The following is a 17,278-nucleotide window of genomic DNA, read 5'->3' on the forward strand; positions in this document are numbered from 1 at the left end:
GCAGTGCTAAAAGCTGCAATGAGTATTTATCTGAAACACCGCATCAGCAGATTTTACGACTGCTTCGCAGCCGAACGGGGGCAAGCCCCCTCGCCACAAAGTATTCAACCAGCGATTGAGCGAGCAGATCACTCCTCGACACTGTCCCCCAGTTTCCAGTAACCCACCGCCTTGACGAACTGCTCGTCCAGCCCGTGCTCATCCAGCAGCACCCGACGAATCTGCCGCGACACTTTGCTCTCGGTCGCCACCCATGCGTACAGGCTGCCGGTTGGCACCTGGATCTGGCGCACGGTGCTCAACAAATGATCTTTGCCGCCTTCGCGCAGTACCCAGATCACATTGACCTCGGCAGCGCTCTCCAGCACTTGCTGCTCCTTGCCGTTTTCCACTTCGACAATCACCAACGCGCGGCGATTGGCTGCCAAGCCTTCGAGGCGTCGGGCAATGGCGGGCAGGGCGGTTTCGTCGCCGATCAGCAGATAGCTGTCGAACATGTCAGGCACGATCATCGAACCCCGTGGCCCGCCGATGTGCAGGAACTGCCCCGGTTGGGCCTGCGCCGCCCAGGTCGAGGCAGGGCCGTCGCCGTGCAGTACGAAGTCGATGTCCAGTTCCAGGGCGTCCAGATCGTAGCGACGCGGGGTGTAGTCGCGCATCTCAGGCAGCGGACCATTGTCCTTGCCGGCGCCCAGCACCAAGGTTTCCAGTGCCGCGGCCTGTTCGGCATTTTGCGGGAACAACAGTTTGACGTGATCGTCCGTGCCGAGGCTGACAAAACCTGCCAATTCAGGGCCACCCAAGGTAATCCGGCGCATGCGCGGAGTCAGGTCGACCACGCGCAACACTTCCAGGCGACGGCGTTTGATTTCGTGCATGACACGGTGAATGGTTGAGGCGATGACTTCAGTCATTCGGCGTTCTCCTGAACGGGTTGAACGGCGGGGCCGTCGACGATGGCTTTGGCGGTGTCGTTGAGCAGGACAGCGACGCGCTGGATTTCTTCCTTGCTCCAGCGGCCGTGGTGCAGTTGCAGCGCGTGGCGCAGGTTATGCACGGCTTCGTGAATTTCGGGCGGGCGATCATGGCCGCGCAGCGAGCGTTTGCTGACATCGATGCGCACCCGCACACCTTCAAGGGCGATGGCTTGCTCTTTCAGGGACAGACGTCCGGCGTCGGTCACGCTGTAGCGTTTTTTTCCGCCTTCGGCGTCGCCCTGGATCATTTCGCTCTCTTCCAGAAAGGTCAGGGTCGGGTAGATCACACCAGGGCTGGGGCTGTAGGCGCCGTCGAACATGCCTTCAATCTGGCGGATCAGGTCGTAGCCGTGGCAAGGCTGTTCGGCGATCAGTGCCAGCAACAGCAATTTCAGGTCACCGGGGGCAAAGACCCGGGGGCCGCGACCACCGCGCTCACGTCCGGGGCGTTTCTCGAAGCCGTCGCGGCCGTCGCCGTGTTCACGGTGGGGGGAATGATGGTCTCTCATTTCTGCTTTCTCTCGTCGTGTTTAGATACAACTTAAGATATATCTTAACGAGAAAGCAAGCCCCCCTGACCGGTGGCCGTTCCGAGCGTCGAGCCGATGACCCCGCCAAAACCGCAAAAATAGTGGTAATCAGTGCGGGTGAAAAACCTGAAATTAGTGTTAACTCTCTAATGTTGGGTTTTGGCCTGTTAAATGCGGGGTTTGTGGTATTGGTCTTACAGAAGTAACTTCGTTAGTTTCTGCTTGTCATTGCCGTTAGTGTGCGGTTTGTAGTATTTCTCTTACAGTCAGACATTGGTTTTTAAGTTATTTCAGGTTTTTTCTTTCTCGGGTGATAGCACTTTGGCTACGCACTTGCAGGAACGTTCCTGCTTACTTTCCAGATAAATTGATCGATCATCTTTCGGCGTTGAAAGTTCAGCTGAGCAAATAGCTGCTCGTGACGGTTTTGCTCAACTTGAACTTTCTGCGCTTATCCTTTTAAAAGACAGGTACTGAAAGATGTTCAAGAAAATCGCGTTTGCTGCTCCTCTGGCTGTTCTGGCTCTGAGTTCTTCCGCCGTATTTGCCGCGGGTGAAGCCCGTCACTCCATCAACCTTGTCGCGCATGTACCGACCAACGGTTTCTACGTGGTACCGGTCGATCCGGATCTGGTCAACAAGGATCAGAGAATGGATTACATTCCAAGCAAGGGCACCATGGATGAGGTCAACGGTTTCTTCGACGTACGCAACAACAACGGCTCGGTGCATGCCAGCCTTGAAAGCGTGCCGGAGCTGATCAGTGGTGCATCCAAAATTGGCCTGCAAGTGGCACTCAACAATGTAGTGCTCACCACGACTCCGCAAATGGTGGTTGGCGAGACCGAATCGAATGTCAATTACCGTGCCCCACTCAACATCAAGGCACAAGGCACCACCTTTGCACCAGGTGATTACACCGGTGCCGTCACCATGATGTTCGACGCTGTTCCTCCGGTTGCTCTTTGAACTTGATCAAGAGTCATAAGCGCTTACTTGTATAAGTAACGTGACCGACCGGCAATATTAAAAGTTGCCGGTCGGGTTTCAACTTCTTTGATATTAGAGTATTCGTTCATGTTCCCGATGACGCCCATCGCGGCAGCGCTTGCGTTGCTGTTATGTAGCAGTGCATTTGCGGCGCCCGCTTCCGTTGATAATACGCCGCGAAGTTTGCTGGCCCAGGCCAAAGGCTTGCCGGCAGAGTTCGAGGAACATTTTTTCGACGTTCCGTTGGCGGTTCGGGTCGAACTCGATCAGCAACCGTTGGGCGAGGCGATGATTGTATTGTCCCGCGATGACCGGGTGACGTTGCTCGATTTCACCGACACCAGTGAAAGCCGCTTCGGCGCCAGCGAACGCGAGACTTGGGCGGATATCCTCAAACCCGGCGTGGCGCTGGGCGCCTGCAGCGGTCAATGCCCGGAGCAGATGCTGGCGGTGCACTACAACCTGGAAAATTCATTGCTGTCGATCGTCACCGAAAATGCCGAACGCGATAGCGAAGCCAAGCGTTTCTACGATCAGCCTGAAGGCGGCAGCAGCGGCCTGATGGTGCGCAATCAACTCAATCTCAACGGCGGCCAGGATCAAGACCTGGGCGGTCGTTTCGGTCTGGAAGCCAGCGGCAGCCTGGGCAACTGGAGCCAGACCTTCAACATGCAACTGGCGCGTCTGGGTGGACCGGACGACAAGACCTATCACGCCGTGCATGAGCTCTTCACCCAGCGCGAACTGGAGGGCAGTTTTTTCCGGCTGGGGTACTTCACGCCCAACTCCGAAGGCTTGACTCGCCAGCCCCGTTCGTTCGGTACCAGCCCCGACACCGCCGTCGGCGTGATGTACGGCAGTTCCGACAGCCTGGCCATCGACAGCCCGAAACCCAGCGTGTACCCGGTTTATGTCACGGCCAACCGTCAGGGTTCCGTGGAAATCTATCGCGATGGCCTGCTGATCAATACACAGTCAGTGCCAGCCGGGTTGCAGACCCTCGACACACGGCCATTGCCGGGCGGTATTTACGAGGTGGAAGTGCGGTTGATCGAAGATGGTCAAATCACCTCGACCACCCAGGAGCTGATCTATAAGCCGAACAACTGGCGCAACCACGATGAGCGCTGGCGCTACAACCTGTTCGCCGGGCAGGAAAGCAAACTGCTGAGCAACTGGGATCAACAGAGCAGTGGCGATGCCACGGCGGGCGCCTCGATCAATTACCTGCTGCACCCACGGGTGATTCTCGGACTGTCGGCACGCCAGGTGCGCGAAAAACTCCAGTACGGCAGCTCCATTGACTGGACCCTGGGCAACAGCACCAGCGTCTACGCCAATCTTTACCAGACCGAAGACCACGGTACCGGCGCCGATCTGCAAGGCCTGTACAACTACGGCTCTGGCAGTCTGGTGATCAGCCACAACCGTAGCTGGCTCGACACCACCAACACTTATGACATCCTGCCCGACGGCACCCGCGTACGCCAACGCAATGTGTTCACCGGCCAGACCAGCAACTCGTCGCTGGCGCTGAACCACCGCATCAGTCGCAAGAGTTCGCTCAACGCGCGGGTGTCCCACAGTGAGGGCAATGTCGAGGGCGTCGGCGTCGACCTCGGCTGGACCCAACGGACCCAGCTGTTTGGCAGCGATGCCAATTGGCGCCTGTCGTTGTTCGACCGTCCGGGCAGCTACAGCAGCGGCGATGCGCGCAATCGCGGGGTCGACCTGAGCATCAACATGGCGCTCGGCGGTCCGGGCCAGCAGATTTCCGGCAGCATCGGCAGCCGCACCGCCCGTGAGGGCGGTCGCGACAACAACGCCTCGCTCGGTTACCGCAAGGACCTGCAAGACCACGTGTTGCAGAGCGTCTCGGTGACTGCGCTCACCGACACCTATGGCGTCGGCCTGTCGAGCCTGGCGAATTTTCGTACCGACGAAATCAACGGCGACGGTTTCATTCAACGCTCTTCGTTCAACAACAAATTCACCGGTGGCCTGAACCTCGACAGCACCCTGGTGGTCGGCGCGCAGCGCATGGCGTTGACCAGCCAGCATCAAGGGCGCGGTGCCGGGATGATTGTCGACGTCGAGTCCGACATCGACGGTATCGCCTTGCGCGCCGACGACCTCAGTGGTGGCAGCGCGGCGCTGCGGCCGGGGCGCAATTTCATTCCGCTCACGGCCTACAAAAACAGTTCGGTGAGCTTCGACTTCGAAGGCAATCACGTGCCGGCGGCCAGCATCGAACCGGCGCGCACTCGCTATCACCTGAACAAGGGCGGTGTGGAGTACCGCAAGGTGCGGGTGATGAAAACCCTGACCGTGCTCGGGCGCCTGATCGATCCGCAGGGGCGGCCGCTCAAGGGCCACCACGTGATCAACCACGCCAGCCGTGGGGTCAGCGAGGTCGACGGTTTCTTCTCGATGGAAATGAACGCGGGTTCACCGACCCTGCAAGTGCGATATGCCGACCAGTTGCTCTGCCAGTTCCGTCTCGATACCGACAAACACCGCAATGAAAACAACGTGCTGATGATCGGTGATTTGCGCTGTTCGCCGGACACCTTGGCGGACGCCAATCGCACGGCTGAGACGGCGGGATGACGGATATCCGGTTCAAGGGATTTTTGAGGTCATGTCAAATGTTAGATATTTCACAAGTTAAAAGGTCAGCCATATATGCAGCCGCTGTTGTTGGAGTAGTCGTGGCGCTGTTCCCTGCTTCAGCCGCAGCGGTCACCCAACAAATCAGGGCAGTGTTTTACCCTGATGCATCTAACCCTCAATTCAATAAGTTCGAAAATAGAACGCCGTTAAGTGGTTTTTGCTTGGATAACCCACCTCAATGCCACGCTGAAAACCTGTTCAGCTTACGCCTGCCTATTCTCTCTTACTCGAATGCAACCATTGTGGGCGGTCATACCAACAAGCGTTTGGGGGCGATGTTTAACATTCCTTCGCAATGGCAAGACGTGACCGTCAGCCACCCAACGGCGCCCCCTCAAACCGTCAGGTTCCGGGTGGCCGGCATGGGCGTGGCCTACAAATTACCTCTGCCGGCACCCGAACTGACCGGCGGGTTAGGCCATAACTATCTGTTTGAGGGCGGTACCTGGAGTTATGCCGGTCCACCGTGCACCGGTTTAATGGGTGCGGGTAATGACATTGGTTTCAATAGTTTCTGGCGGCACCCGGTTAGCGCCGAGATTTGCGCCAAGAAGGCTGTTTTCGATATTCCACAACCCTTCAAATATGAAACGTTCGACATTACTTATGAGCTTGATACTCCCAATCCCCAAGACATGGTTTCGGGGCAATACACCGGACAGCATATTTTTCGAGTTGGGCCAAGCCAGGATTTTGATTTGGGCGATGTGATGATTCCTCAGGACAACGTCATCGTTCTTGATTTTCTTCTCGACGTTGAACATGTGTTGAAAATCGACATCCCCCCCAGCGGTGAAAAAATTCAGCTGGTCCCGGCTGGCGGCTGGCAGAGGTGGTTGCATGCGGGGCGAAAACCCGTGCGGTTGTTCCGTGACCAGACCTTCAACATCTCGGCCTCATCGCGTTTCAAGATGCACATGGAGTGCGAGTGGAGCACTGCCTACGACTGCATGCTCGATGACCGCGTCTCCAAGCGGGGGGTGGAGCTGCAGGTCTTTGTCACCCTGCCCAATGGCCTGACCGACACGAGCGGGCAACCCGTCAGGCACATGCGTTTGCGAGCGGGCGCGGCCAATGCGTTGAATTTCCAGCCGGGCTTCTACGTCGACAGGGCGCCGGGTGTTCTGCACTTTGAAGTGCCCCAGAGTCAAATGGCATTCATGCTCGAACCGGGTGCCGGTCCTTACTACAAGGGCAAAGTCACCGTGATCTGGGATTCGGAAATCTGATGGGCCGTCTATCGATGGACCGCGCCTGTGTTGTGTTCAATGTCATGAGGTTCAAAGGTATGAAACGTCTGTGGTTGCTGTTGGGTTTGAGCGGGTTTTCTCTGGCGGTTCAGGCCGGTCCGCAGATCAACGTGGGAACGGTGTACGACTATCTGGACGGCGACAAGAGCACCTACCTCAAACGCGTATTCAACAGCGGCGACAGCACCGCGTTCGTCAAGGTCAACATCCTGGAAATCATCTATGACGCCGATGGCAGCCACCGCGAGGTACCCGTCGCAACGCAAGCGGATGGCAGCGGTCGGGATGGCTTGATGGCCAGCCCCGCACGGCTGATCGTGCCGGCCAATGGCATGCAGGGTACGCGTTTGCTGCACTTGGGCGCTCGTGACACCGAACGTTATTTCCGCGTGCGTTTTGTGCCGGTGGTACCGGAAAAGGAAGACGACTTCGCGGTGTCCAGTGAAGAGCGCGAAACCTACAAGGAGAACCTGTCGGCGGGGGTCAACGTGATGACCGGGTTTGGCACGGTGTTTTTTGTCCGTCCCAAGAACAGCCGTTTCGACAGCGTGATCGATGACAGCGCCGGTGTTTATCGACTGCGCAACAACGGCAACACCGTGGTGGTGATCGATGAGTTTCGCAATTGCTCGCTGAAGAATGAAACCGAGTGCGAGCCGACCACCAAGCATCACGTTCTGGCGGGCAAGTCGTTCGAGTTCGAGAAGAAACCCGGTCGCGAATACCGCTTCAACCTGATTGAAGGCGCCGACAAAAAAGCGTTGCGCGTTGCCAGCCAGTAACACCGCCAAAGGCGGGTCGCCCTGGAAGACTCGCCGCTTTTTTTCTCGCAACAGGTAACTGACATGATCAAGCAATCGGCCATCGCCCTCTGTGTGGGCGTGATGACGTGTGCCCAGGTTTTCGCGGCACGGGAAGAGCGCACGTTCGAAGTGTGGGCGGATATTCCGACCCTGGGCTTTTACGTGCTACCGGCCGAGACGAACTGGATTCATCTGGAACAGACCCTGCCGTGGAATCGCAACACGTCGAAGCTCGAAGGGTTGCGCAAGAATTTCGACGTCAAGCACGACACCAGTGCGATCGAAGCGCGGCTGGACGCCGAGCCCTATCTGTTCAACGGGCGGGAGGACCAGAACATCTACTTGCGGGTCACCTTCAATGGCCAGGAGTTGAGCCACGAGGCGACGCCGCGCGAAGTGGTGTCGGCGGCGCAGGCGATGGCAGGCGGGCGCTTTGCTTTGGAAGTCCAGCCGAAAGAGCCGGCCGGTGGTTATAAACCGGGCACTTACTACGGAACGGTTCAGTTGATTTTCAGTGCCGCGGCACCCTGATCTGTTTTTGACAGGGCCCAAAAGTGTGAGAGCACACGGGTGTTGCAGCGTTTGAATGTCGAGTGGATATCGCCACCCAGGGAGCAGGGCGGCTTTTCGGAGATGGATACAGATGAATGTCACAGGTGTTTTGTTTTCAAGACGGCTTTTTTGGTTATGGAGCCTTTTAATGGTGTGGTGGCTGATGCCCCAGGCGTTGGCGCAAGACGTATCAATTACAGCTTTGTTCAAGCCCGATTCAGCATATCCGCACATCAACCAATTCAAGAACACCACGCCGCCCAGTGGCTACTGTCAGCTGTATCCGGAGCAATGTGAGGAAAACAAGACGTTCAGCCTGCAAGTTCCGATTCGATTCGAATCCAGTCGCGCGATTCTGGCCAACCATGCATCACCGCGCCAGGGCGCAACAATCACGGTGCCAGCGCAATGGCGTGAGCTGTCAGTGCGTCATGAATCCGGAGCGGTGGAACAGGTAAGAATGCGGATTACCGGGGTGGGCTCCAAGTATGTGACTGAGGATGTTCGGACGTTGACAGGGGACACCAACGATGACTCCCGGAATGCGCATAACCTGTTGTGGGGGCAGAGTTGGGTGTACGCGCCGTCGCCGTGTGTTTACAGCGGTGTGGGTTACTACCGCCCCACCTCCTATGGTTTTTTCTGGAAAGCACCGGAGCAGGCCGCGTGTAATAAACAGGCGAAGTTCGATGTCCCTTGGTTGCGCTACGACCATCTGGATTTTTCCTATGAACTGGTCACGCCCAATCCATTGGGCATGTTGGCAGGCAATTACACAGGCTCGCTGACCTATACGGTCGGTCCCAACGGCGACTTCGATTTCGGCGATGTCATGCTGCCGAGCAGTCCGGTGTTGACCATGAACTTCAACCTCGACGTTCAACACACCCTCAAGGTCGATATTCCGCCCGGTGGTGAGAAAGTCCAATTGGTACCGGCCGGTGGCTGGCAGAGCTGGTTGCAGGCGGGGCGCAAACCGGTGCGGTTGTTCCGTGACCAGACCTTCAACATCTCGGCCTCATCGCGTTTCAAGATGTACATGGAGTGTGAGTGGAGCACTGCCTACGACTGCATGCTCGATGACCGTGTCTCCAAGCGTGGGGTGGAGCTGCAGGTCTTTGTCACCCTGCCCAATGGCCTGACCGACATGAGCGGGCAACCCGTCAGGCACATGCGAATGCGATCGGGCGCCGCCAATGCGTTGTATTTCCAGCCGGGTTTCTACGTCGACAGGGCGCCGGGTGTTCTGCACTTTGAAGTGCCCCAGAGTCAAATGGCATTCATGCTCGAACCGGGTGCCGGTCCTTTCTACAGGGGCAAGGTCACCGTGATCTGGGATTCCGAGGTCTGAGGCTCGGGGCTGCCGCCATCGCTGGCAGGCCAGCTCCCACAGTGGATGGGTGTCGTACACAGATCTTGTGGCGACCACCGATCCCCTGTGGGAGCGAGCTTGCTCGCGATGAGGCAGGCACATCCAGCATCAATGTTTATGCTTTTTACTGGCCGGCGCGCTTCATGGCTTGACGGGTCAAGCGCCTCGACAGTTCTTTCTCGGCGTCACCGAGGTCGACCAGCAGGCGATCGAAAATTCCATCGCTCAATGGCTCATCGGCAAAGACCACCGTGTCCGGCGCCGGCAGATCGTTCATCAGTTCCCTGAGCCGGCTGCGCAGGGCAGCTCGCTGAGTATCCGACGTCGATTCAGCCCATTCGCGCTGGGTCGTGCGCAAAGTGTCCAGTTGATCCGACAGGCCCTGATAGCGACGTTTATTGGCTTCCATGTCGGTCGCATAGCGCTCGTTCAAATGGTTTTGCCAAAAGTCCTGTTCGAGCATTCGATCGACCAGACCATCGCCTTCGCCCAGGGCCAGCACCGTGTCATAGGCTTGATCGATCATCGCGTCAGTGACGCCGGACACCGGCCGGAACAACATGCCCTTCGATTGCCAGGGCAGGTCGAGGCGCTCTGCCAGTCCGGTCTGATAGGCCAGGTAGACCTCGACTTCGTCCGGGTTGCCGCCACGACTGGCGACATCGGCACGGGCAATGTCGTTGACCTGTTCCAGCCGCGCCGCGCCTTTGGCCAGGGTCACCAGCTTCAGCTCCAGCTGCGCTGGGTCGGTGGAATACGCGTGGGCCTCGTAGGCGAGCACATGGATGCCCATGTGATTGAACAACTGCGCACCGGCGTCGGCGCCATCCACCGGCGCGACGGCCATGGTGAACAGCTTCTCCCGCAGAGGCGTATCGACGTATGCGGCATCGAGCATGCGCCAGACACGTTGCACCAGTTGATCCCGGGCCGGGCCGGGGTTCTGGAAGTCGCGGCTCAGGCGGGTATCAAGCAAAACTTTCAGGAAGCCCTGTGCCTGAGGCTCATCGGCCAGCTCCGACCAGAGATTGGTCCGGTCCATGCCCCAGCTGGGAACATCGCTCCAGTGATTCGCGCTGTAATCCGAGCTGACCACCCACTCGGCCTGGCTGTTGTAGGGCACGATGGGCTCCGGAGGCAGCGCCACCGAGCGGCGAATCGCCTGATAGTGAACCTGGTTTGCTTCCGACAGGTTGCCGACGTCCAGCCGGGTGCGCGCCACAACCCAGGCCTGCGGTGAGCCGGGTACCACCTCGGGGATCACGCTGATCGGGTTATCCCGAAGATCCAGCAGAAAACCGCGGGGCCTGGTTTTGCTCAGCGTACCTTCGGGCCAGGTGGTAATGCCCGTGTTGCGCAGCCCGACGACCTTCAGCCGGGGCATGCGCGAGATATCGACAGGCCTGCCCAGAGGATTTTTGTCCAGACGCAGAATTTCCAGGTAGGTCAGGTGTTTGAGTTTCTCGACGGCGGCGGCGTCCAGCGCGATGTGATTGTCACTCAAACGCAGGCGTTCGAGCCGATGCATGGCGCCGATGTTTTCCGGCAGTTGCGTCAGGTAGCATCGGTTGGCGCTGAGTTCGCGCAGGTTGGGGAAATCTTTCAGCAGGCCATTCGCCTTGGTGGAAAACAGTGTGTTATCGAGTTTCAGGATGGTGACCTTGTCCAGAAACCTTTTCAGTTGCGGTCGTTTCGGCCATTCGGACTCCAGATCTATCGGAAGCAGCTCCCGAGACAGATCCAACGCATAGCCATGGAGTTCGGTACGGCTGCCGAGCTCGGTATTCTTTCGTTCGAAACAGGCGAGTAAACGCTCGGCAATGTGTTGTCGAACACCGCGCAAAGGCATCGGATTATCGGCATCCAGCCCGGCGGACTCCGCCCTCCACAAATCGATGAGATTGCGCAGCTGGTTGAGATCGTTTTCCTGTTCCTCCAGAAGCCTCAGCGGCTCACCCTGGTTGGTCAGGGCAGTGGCGAAATTGTCGACCTCGGCCTCGCAGAAATGTGGATAAAGATCCTGGATGCGTTCGTGCAGTGTCAGGCCTTCCCTGCTGAGCCAGCCTCCACGCACCAACAACATCGTTTCATGCTCGGCCACCGGGCGAACGGGCGGGTCGGCGAGTACGGTCCGGCGTTCGCTGGGCGGGGCCGATTTGACCATGACCCATTGGCGGAACCTGTCGCCGTCACCCGGTTTGTAGCCCAGGTTGTTTTGGCCATTCTCCTGCGTGGCTTGCAGGACGGCTTCGAAAAAGTCATCGGCTTCATGGATCGGCTGATCCTCGCCATCACGCACCTGATACTGCCCGGCATCATCGCGAATCAGCACCCGCACCCGCGTGGCGTCTTCGGGGCCGACGCTGTAACGCAACTCGCCATTGAATGTGCCCTGACGAATCTCGAGACGCAGGTTGCCGAAGGTATCGGTGTTAAAGCGCAAGGTGCCCAGCACCAGGCGCTCGGTGTCGGGAGTGATTGATGCGCTCGGGTACAGACCCTGGGCCGCTCGTACTGTTTGAGTTTCGAATTGCAGCTCTCGGGCCTGGGTCCTCATGCGCAAAGGCAGGCGGTTTTCCTGGGTAATCCGTTGACGTTCCGCGGCGCTGGCACGCGTATGGATTTGTTCCGCAACGGTCGCCGGCAGCTCGGGGAAATCGCTGAACAGCGGCGTGATTTCAGCGGGTAACGTAGCGGGTGCAATGGCTGGTGAAGCCAGGCGTTGCAGGGTATCGGTCAGCAGCGGTGGCGGCGGGGCGCTTTCAACGTGCACCCGGCGCAACTCGGCTTCATCGGTGCCGCTGATCTGGCGAATCTGCTCCAGTTGTTCATCGTTGAAACCATCGGTGCTGTGGCCGAGGCGGCGCATCAGGGGCGAGCCTTCCCACTCCCGTGGGTTTTCCGTTTCGCAGACCCAGGCCCCACGGCCATTGTGGCGCAGGGTCGGTGCATAGGCATCGAAACGCTGCGGGTGGCGGATGCGTTGTTGCCCGGTCACCGGGTCTTCCAGCACTTCGAAGTGTTGATCGTTCAGGCGCACTATGCGCCGGCCCTGATGCTGGTGAATGCCCTGATCATCAGGCCGGGCATCCACGGGTAATTCCGCGTCGGTGCGTTGATAAGGGCTGAGATCAGGGTTCCACAATCGCGTCTCACCGTTTGCCAGTTGCACCGGTTTCAGGCCTTCGAAAAACGGCGAAAGCTTCGCCTGTGCAACATTGCCGACGGCGCCTGCCGCCGCGAATACGCCCAACTGGACCACGCTTTCCAGGACGCCGAGGGTCTGCTCGCCGGCCTCGGCCAAGCGTCCCTCGGCCAGGTCGACAAGGCCTTCGACCACGCCATCGGTCAATTGATAGGCCGTGTACGCCAGCATCAGTGGGCCCAGGACAGGCACAAATGGGGTCGTCGCCAGCAAGGCGATCGTGAGGATGTCCGAGAGCATTTTTTCCAGGTTGTCCCACCAGGCCCAGCGTGCCATGCGGTCGGCGTATTCGGTGGAGATGGCGATCTCCCGGGCATCGTTGAAAATCTTGTTGAGGGTCTGCCGGTAGCGGTAGCCCCACAGGTCATTGTTGAAGGTCGTCGCGCGGTCGGTCTTGATGCTCGACACACTGAAATGCAGATCGGGTTTATCCACAGGCGTTTCGCGCCAGCTCGGCAAATTGGTACCTGCGGCAGCCGGCTGCCATTTCACCGTGCTCAGACGCGCGTTCAATCCGGCAAAAAAATGCCCGCGTTGCTCATGGGGCACGAACTGGCTGAAGAACTGTTGATAGCTTTTAGCCGATGCGCCATCGCGCAACTGGCGTGTCAGTTCCGCCATGAATTCCAGTGACGAAGGGTATTGCTTGAGCGGGTGCTGCGGGTCTTGGGGCACATAGGCAATCACCGGGACCGGGCCGCTGGCACTGGCTGTATCCGCCGCGATCAGGATGATGCCGCTCAGGCGCGTGTCCATCATCGCCAGGTTGTAATAGTCGACGGGTTTGCCGTTCCACTTCAGCCGTGAACGATCCTCGAGCATGCCTTGCACCACGTCATAGGCATCCTGGTCGATGTCGTGCTTCATCAGGGCCATTTGCGCGGCGACATTCAGTGCGCTTTTCTGGCTGAGAACGACTTTTTGGCGCAGGACATTGCTCGCTGCCTTGTCGCTCGGCTTTAAAGTGTCTTGCAGGTGCTGTTGATAGCGGGCGCCGATGTCCAGTTCGCGACACACGGACTTGAACTGCTCGATGCTCAGTTTGTGCTTGAGCTGTTTGACGTTGAAATGCCCACGTGCGTCGGGGCGGGTGATGAATTCGGAATCTTGGGTGAACGCCTCGTCTTGGGAAAAGTTGTGCAGCGCGGCATCCAGCAGCGAGATGGTGCGACTGGTGGTTCCTGCGGAAAAGTCATGGACCCACCAGGCCGTCTTCACCGGGGCATACAGGCGCAGCCAGGTTTCCTCGACATCGTCTTCGACGCCGAAGCGGTCCCTCAGCTTTTGCTGCAGCAGGGGTTTGGCAAAGGCTGAAATATCCAGCAGATCGCGCAGGGCCTGATCCACGGTGTTCTGCGAGGTCCAGTTAAGCTGGTTGGCTTTTTTCAACTTGCGGTGAGCGGTTGTCGACGCGGTCCTGTGCCAGTCGGGCAGCGTCAGCCTGACAGATTTCAGCGCATCGACACGGGATGGGGAGGTGTTCAACAGCCAGGACGGAATCGCCTTTCTGACCTGATGGAAGTGGATGCTTTTATCGAATGGGGCGATGGCGATCGGGTCTGATCCTTGAATCGCCGAGGGGGTAATGGGCATTGTTTGATCGTCCTTTGATCAGTACCGGGGACGACCAGACTAGGTAAGCATGTTGCCTAAAAAAAGCGCAAAGATTGGTTGTTAAAGGTGCCGGGTGCGACTCGATTCTCCAAAAATCAAAGAGTGAAAAATACATATGTACCGCCATCGTTCCATTTCGTTGAGTCGTGCCTAGCGGCTCGCCGCCACCTCGGTTGGCTGGCACATCGTGTGGGTACCCGGTTGCAGGTAAGGCGTGAGGATCGGTGCCATGCCCTTGAGCACCTGCACCGGCAACGCCGAGGTGAAGGTAAAGCTTTCCGCCGAGCGGCCTGGCACGAACGCCGTCAGGGTGCCGAAATGGTGATCGCCTATGTAGAACACGAAGGTCGCCGTGCGGTTGAGCGATTTGGAACTCAAGATTCGCCCACCGGACCCGATGGCCTCGATGCGGTTGTCACCGGTACCGGTCTTGCCTCCCATCGCCAGCGGGCTGCCATCGGGCAGTTTGAAACTGCCGGCCACGCGTTTGGCGGTACCGGCGTCGACCACTTGCGACAGGGCCTCGCGCATGGCGGTGGCTACTTCGGACGGCATCACCCGTTTGCCGACGTCCGGGTCATTGATCAGTTGGGTTTCAAAGGGGGTGTTCGCGGCAAAATGCAGGCTGTCAATGCGCAGGGTCGGCATGCGCACGCCATCGTTGAGGATGGTGCCGATCAATTCGGCCAGGGCTGCGGGACGGTCGCCGGAGCTGCCGATGGCGGTGGCCAGCGACGGTACCAGGTGGTCGAACGGATAGCCGACTTTCTGCCAGCGCTGGTGGATGTCGAGGAACGCTTCGATCTCCAGCATGGTGCGGATGCGACTGTCGCGGGCGCCCTTGTGCCGGCTTTTGAACAGCCAGCTATAGACCTCCTGGCGCTCGAACTGGCTGGCTTTGACGATATCGCTCCACTTGGCGTCGGGGTGATTGAGCAGGTAGCCCATCAGCCACAGGTCCAGGGGGTGGACCTTGGCGATGAACCCCTGGTCCGGCAAGTCGTAGGAGCCTGGGCCGTAGGCCTCGTAGAGCCGCACAAGACGTTCGTCGGTGAGCTTTTCCGTGAGCTTGGCGCCCTTGAGGTGCGAGCGCACAAAGGCGTTGAAGCTTTCCTGGCTGGCCTGCGGCAGCAGGTAGCGGTGCACGGCGGCCATGCGGATCGGGGTCGGGCGCATGCTGTCGAGGAAGGTGTCGAGGCGGTCCTGGGTGTCCTTGTTCTTGTACTTCTTCCAGAACTTGAGCAGGAACGAAGTGCCCTCGCGGTCGGCGAATTCGGCCAGGTACTCCTGACGCCGCGGGTTGCGGTCATCCTTGAGCAGTTCGGCACTGCTGTTCGGGCCGGAGTAGGTGGTGTAGCGCACCAGATCACGCATCAGGCGAATGAACGGCAGGTTGATCGATTCGCGCAAAGCGTCGCGCAGGGGCGGTATCCGGCCGTTGTCTTCCTTGCGGAAGTTGTGGAACGTGTGCAGGCCACCCCCGGTGAAAAACGCCTCGCCGGGGCCGGCGGAGTATTTGCGGTCCAGGGCGGCGCCGAGCATTTTTTGCAGATCGCGGTCCTTGTTCTCGATCAGGTAGTCGACCGCCCAGCGGCTCAGGCGATCCTGGTCCGGCACGTCGACTTTCTTCAGCTCCGCAACGGCCATGCCGGCGTATTTGTCGTGCAACTCGGCGATGATTTGCAGGTAGGTGGTCAGCACACGCATTTTCGCGGTGGAGCCCAGTTCCAGTTTGCTGCCTTCGTTGATGTCGAATGGCTGGTCGGTGCTGTCGGTCTGCACCCGCACCCGCGAGCCGTCCGGGGTCAGTTCGAACAAGGTGAAGCTGTAGCGTACCTGGGTGGTGCTGGTGGTGGTCAGGAGGCGTTCGCCGATCAGGCCGATTTGCGTGGCAAATTCAGGGTCGGCCAGTTTTTTCAGGTACTCGGTGGCCTCGCTTTGCAACTGGCCTTGCAGGGTGCTGGTGGCGGAGAGGTCAAGGCGGTCGAGGTCATACAGCGGGCGATTGAGCATGCCGGCCAGACGGCTGCGCGCGACACTGATGCCCTTGTTGGTTTCAATCGGTTGAATGGTCGGCTGGGTGGCCCAGTCGCGGTAGATCACTTTGCTGGCCAGGGCGGCGGCGGCGAACTCGGCGTCGATCACATGGTTTTGTGCCAGCAGACGTATATGGCTGTCGGTGAGGTCGGCCAGTTCATCGTGACCCTTGGTCAGGTAGTGCGACGGGCGGCGCTGGGCAATCATCAACGACAGCATTTCACGCAGGGCCAGGCCTTTTTCCGCCATGGTTTTTGGATCCGTAGCGGTGCTGGACAGCGCTTCGTTGGCCTGTTTGAAGTCGGAGCCGTACCACACGCGCAACCCTTCAGCCATGCCGTGCACTTCACCGTGGCCCGGTACCGCTGACAACGGCACGCTGTTGAGGTAGTCACGAACCACGTTCTGCCGGATTTCGAGGGTTTGTGGCCCGGCCTGATAGGCGCGTACGGTGGCGGAAACCATCTGGCGAATCTTTTCCGCGCCATTGACCGTCAAGCCATCGGGGGAATGCCGGTACTTCTCCAACTGCGTGGCCAGGGTACTGCCACCGGCGGATTGGCCGGGCACGTGCAACATCTTCGCCAGCTGGGACCACGCCGCCATGCCGAACCGCGGCCAGTCCACCGCCGGGTTGGCCAGCGGTTGCCTGGGGTCGAGCAGGAAGCGGTTTTCGATGAACAGCAGGCTGTTGACCACCACCGGCGGGATCGAGGCAAAGGTTGAATAAAGCTGCTGCGGATAGTGGTACTGGTACAGCGGCGCTGCGCGGCAGTCGGTGATCGACAGCCCGGCCTGGATTTTCTCGGCATAAGGCACGAACAGGCCCTTGTCGCTGTACTTCAGCAACGCTGGAGAAAAGCGGGTTTGCGCCTCAACGATGAAATTGCGCTTGATCAGGCGCGGCAGGAACTCACCCAATGAGCTGTAGCCCAGGCGCCGATCGAATGGACCTTCCCCCGGATAGCGAATCGCATCGCTGGGGCCGGGTTTGAGCTCATAGCTCAGTGACGCGGCGTATTTGCTGACTTCCTGGGCCTGGAACTTCGAGGTGCGCATCTCCCTCATGGCGGCCAGCCCCACGACAATCGCGATAATCAACAGCAATAGCCAGAACGCACCCCATCCGTGTCTGGAACGACGGGGTTTTTCAGGTAACGGCGCTTCATCCTCACTTTCATTCGGAACCACGGTTTTACTCGAATCTGTTTGCCACAAAGCGCCCATAGTCGACTGATCCATTCACGCAGATTGATCGGACTTGACTCAAGCTTA

10 protein-coding genes are annotated in these 17,278 nt (G+C 58.9%); 6 read left to right on the forward strand and 4 right to left on the reverse strand.

Features of this window, described 5'->3' with window-relative positions; all coding sequences use genetic code 11:
* Positions 1 to 128: 128 nt before the first annotated feature.
* Both AC1RDQ_RS16410 and AC1RDQ_RS16415 read right to left on the reverse strand, forming a co-directional pair.
* A complete protein-coding gene (locus AC1RDQ_RS16410; RefSeq protein ID WP_154861717.1) occupies positions 129 to 914 on the reverse strand; it encodes a siderophore-interacting protein in 786 nt (261 codons plus the stop codon).
* Complete coding sequence (locus AC1RDQ_RS16415; RefSeq protein WP_340315396.1) at positions 911 to 1,486, reverse strand: PadR family transcriptional regulator; 576 nt, start codon at positions 1,484 to 1,486, stop codon at positions 911 to 913. Before AC1RDQ_RS16415 ends, AC1RDQ_RS16410 begins: the two co-directional genes overlap by 4 nt.
* Before the next feature lie 501 nt (positions 1,487 to 1,987).
* On the opposite strand from AC1RDQ_RS16415, the gene AC1RDQ_RS16420 reads away from it, so the two are divergent.
* From AC1RDQ_RS16420 to AC1RDQ_RS16445, 6 genes are all read left to right on the forward strand, one after another.
* Complete coding sequence (locus AC1RDQ_RS16420; RefSeq protein WP_057716250.1) at positions 1,988 to 2,476, forward strand: CS1 type fimbrial major subunit; 489 nt, start codon at positions 1,988 to 1,990, stop codon at positions 2,474 to 2,476.
* Between the two features lie 108 nt (positions 2,477 to 2,584).
* The gene (locus AC1RDQ_RS16425) at positions 2,585 to 5,107 is read left to right on the forward strand and encodes a CS1-pili formation C-terminal domain-containing protein (RefSeq protein ID WP_492587726.1); all 2,523 of its coding nucleotides are present in this window, start codon (positions 2,585 to 2,587) and stop codon (positions 5,105 to 5,107) included.
* Positions 5,108 to 5,208: 101 nt separating this feature from the next.
* Positions 5,209 to 6,399: a hypothetical protein gene (locus tag AC1RDQ_RS16430; RefSeq protein WP_492587727.1), complete on the forward strand. Its 1,191-nt coding sequence runs from the start codon at positions 5,209 to 5,211 to the stop codon at positions 6,397 to 6,399.
* 59 nt (positions 6,400 to 6,458) lie between these two features.
* Positions 6,459 to 7,202 carry a molecular chaperone gene (locus tag AC1RDQ_RS16435; protein WP_407514222.1) on the forward strand — a complete coding sequence of 248 codons (744 nt, stop codon included), beginning with the start codon at positions 6,459 to 6,461 and terminating at the stop codon, positions 7,200 to 7,202.
* 63 nt (positions 7,203 to 7,265) lie between these two features.
* Complete coding sequence (locus AC1RDQ_RS16440; RefSeq protein ID WP_407514220.1) at positions 7,266 to 7,754, forward strand: CS1 type fimbrial major subunit; 489 nt, start codon at positions 7,266 to 7,268, stop codon at positions 7,752 to 7,754.
* A gap of 169 nt (positions 7,755 to 7,923) precedes the next feature.
* The gene (locus AC1RDQ_RS16445; RefSeq protein WP_492587728.1) at positions 7,924 to 9,126 is read left to right on the forward strand and encodes a hypothetical protein; all 1,203 of its coding nucleotides are present in this window, start codon (positions 7,924 to 7,926) and stop codon (positions 9,124 to 9,126) included.
* Between the two features lie 145 nt (positions 9,127 to 9,271).
* Here AC1RDQ_RS16445 and AC1RDQ_RS16450 read toward each other — a convergent pair whose 3' ends face one another.
* Positions 9,272 to 13,945 carry an NEL-type E3 ubiquitin ligase domain-containing protein gene (locus tag AC1RDQ_RS16450; protein ID WP_492587729.1) on the reverse strand — a complete coding sequence of 1,558 codons (4,674 nt, stop codon included), beginning with the start codon at positions 13,943 to 13,945 and terminating at the stop codon, positions 9,272 to 9,274.
* Between the two features lie 171 nt (positions 13,946 to 14,116).
* The gene (locus AC1RDQ_RS16455; protein ID WP_492587730.1) at positions 14,117 to 17,230 is read right to left on the reverse strand and encodes a transglycosylase domain-containing protein; all 3,114 of its coding nucleotides are present in this window, start codon (positions 17,228 to 17,230) and stop codon (positions 14,117 to 14,119) included.
* Between the last annotated feature and the right edge of the window lie 48 nt (positions 17,231 to 17,278).

It is taken from the genome of Pseudomonas sp. GW823-FHT02E01 (assembly GCF_058797535.1).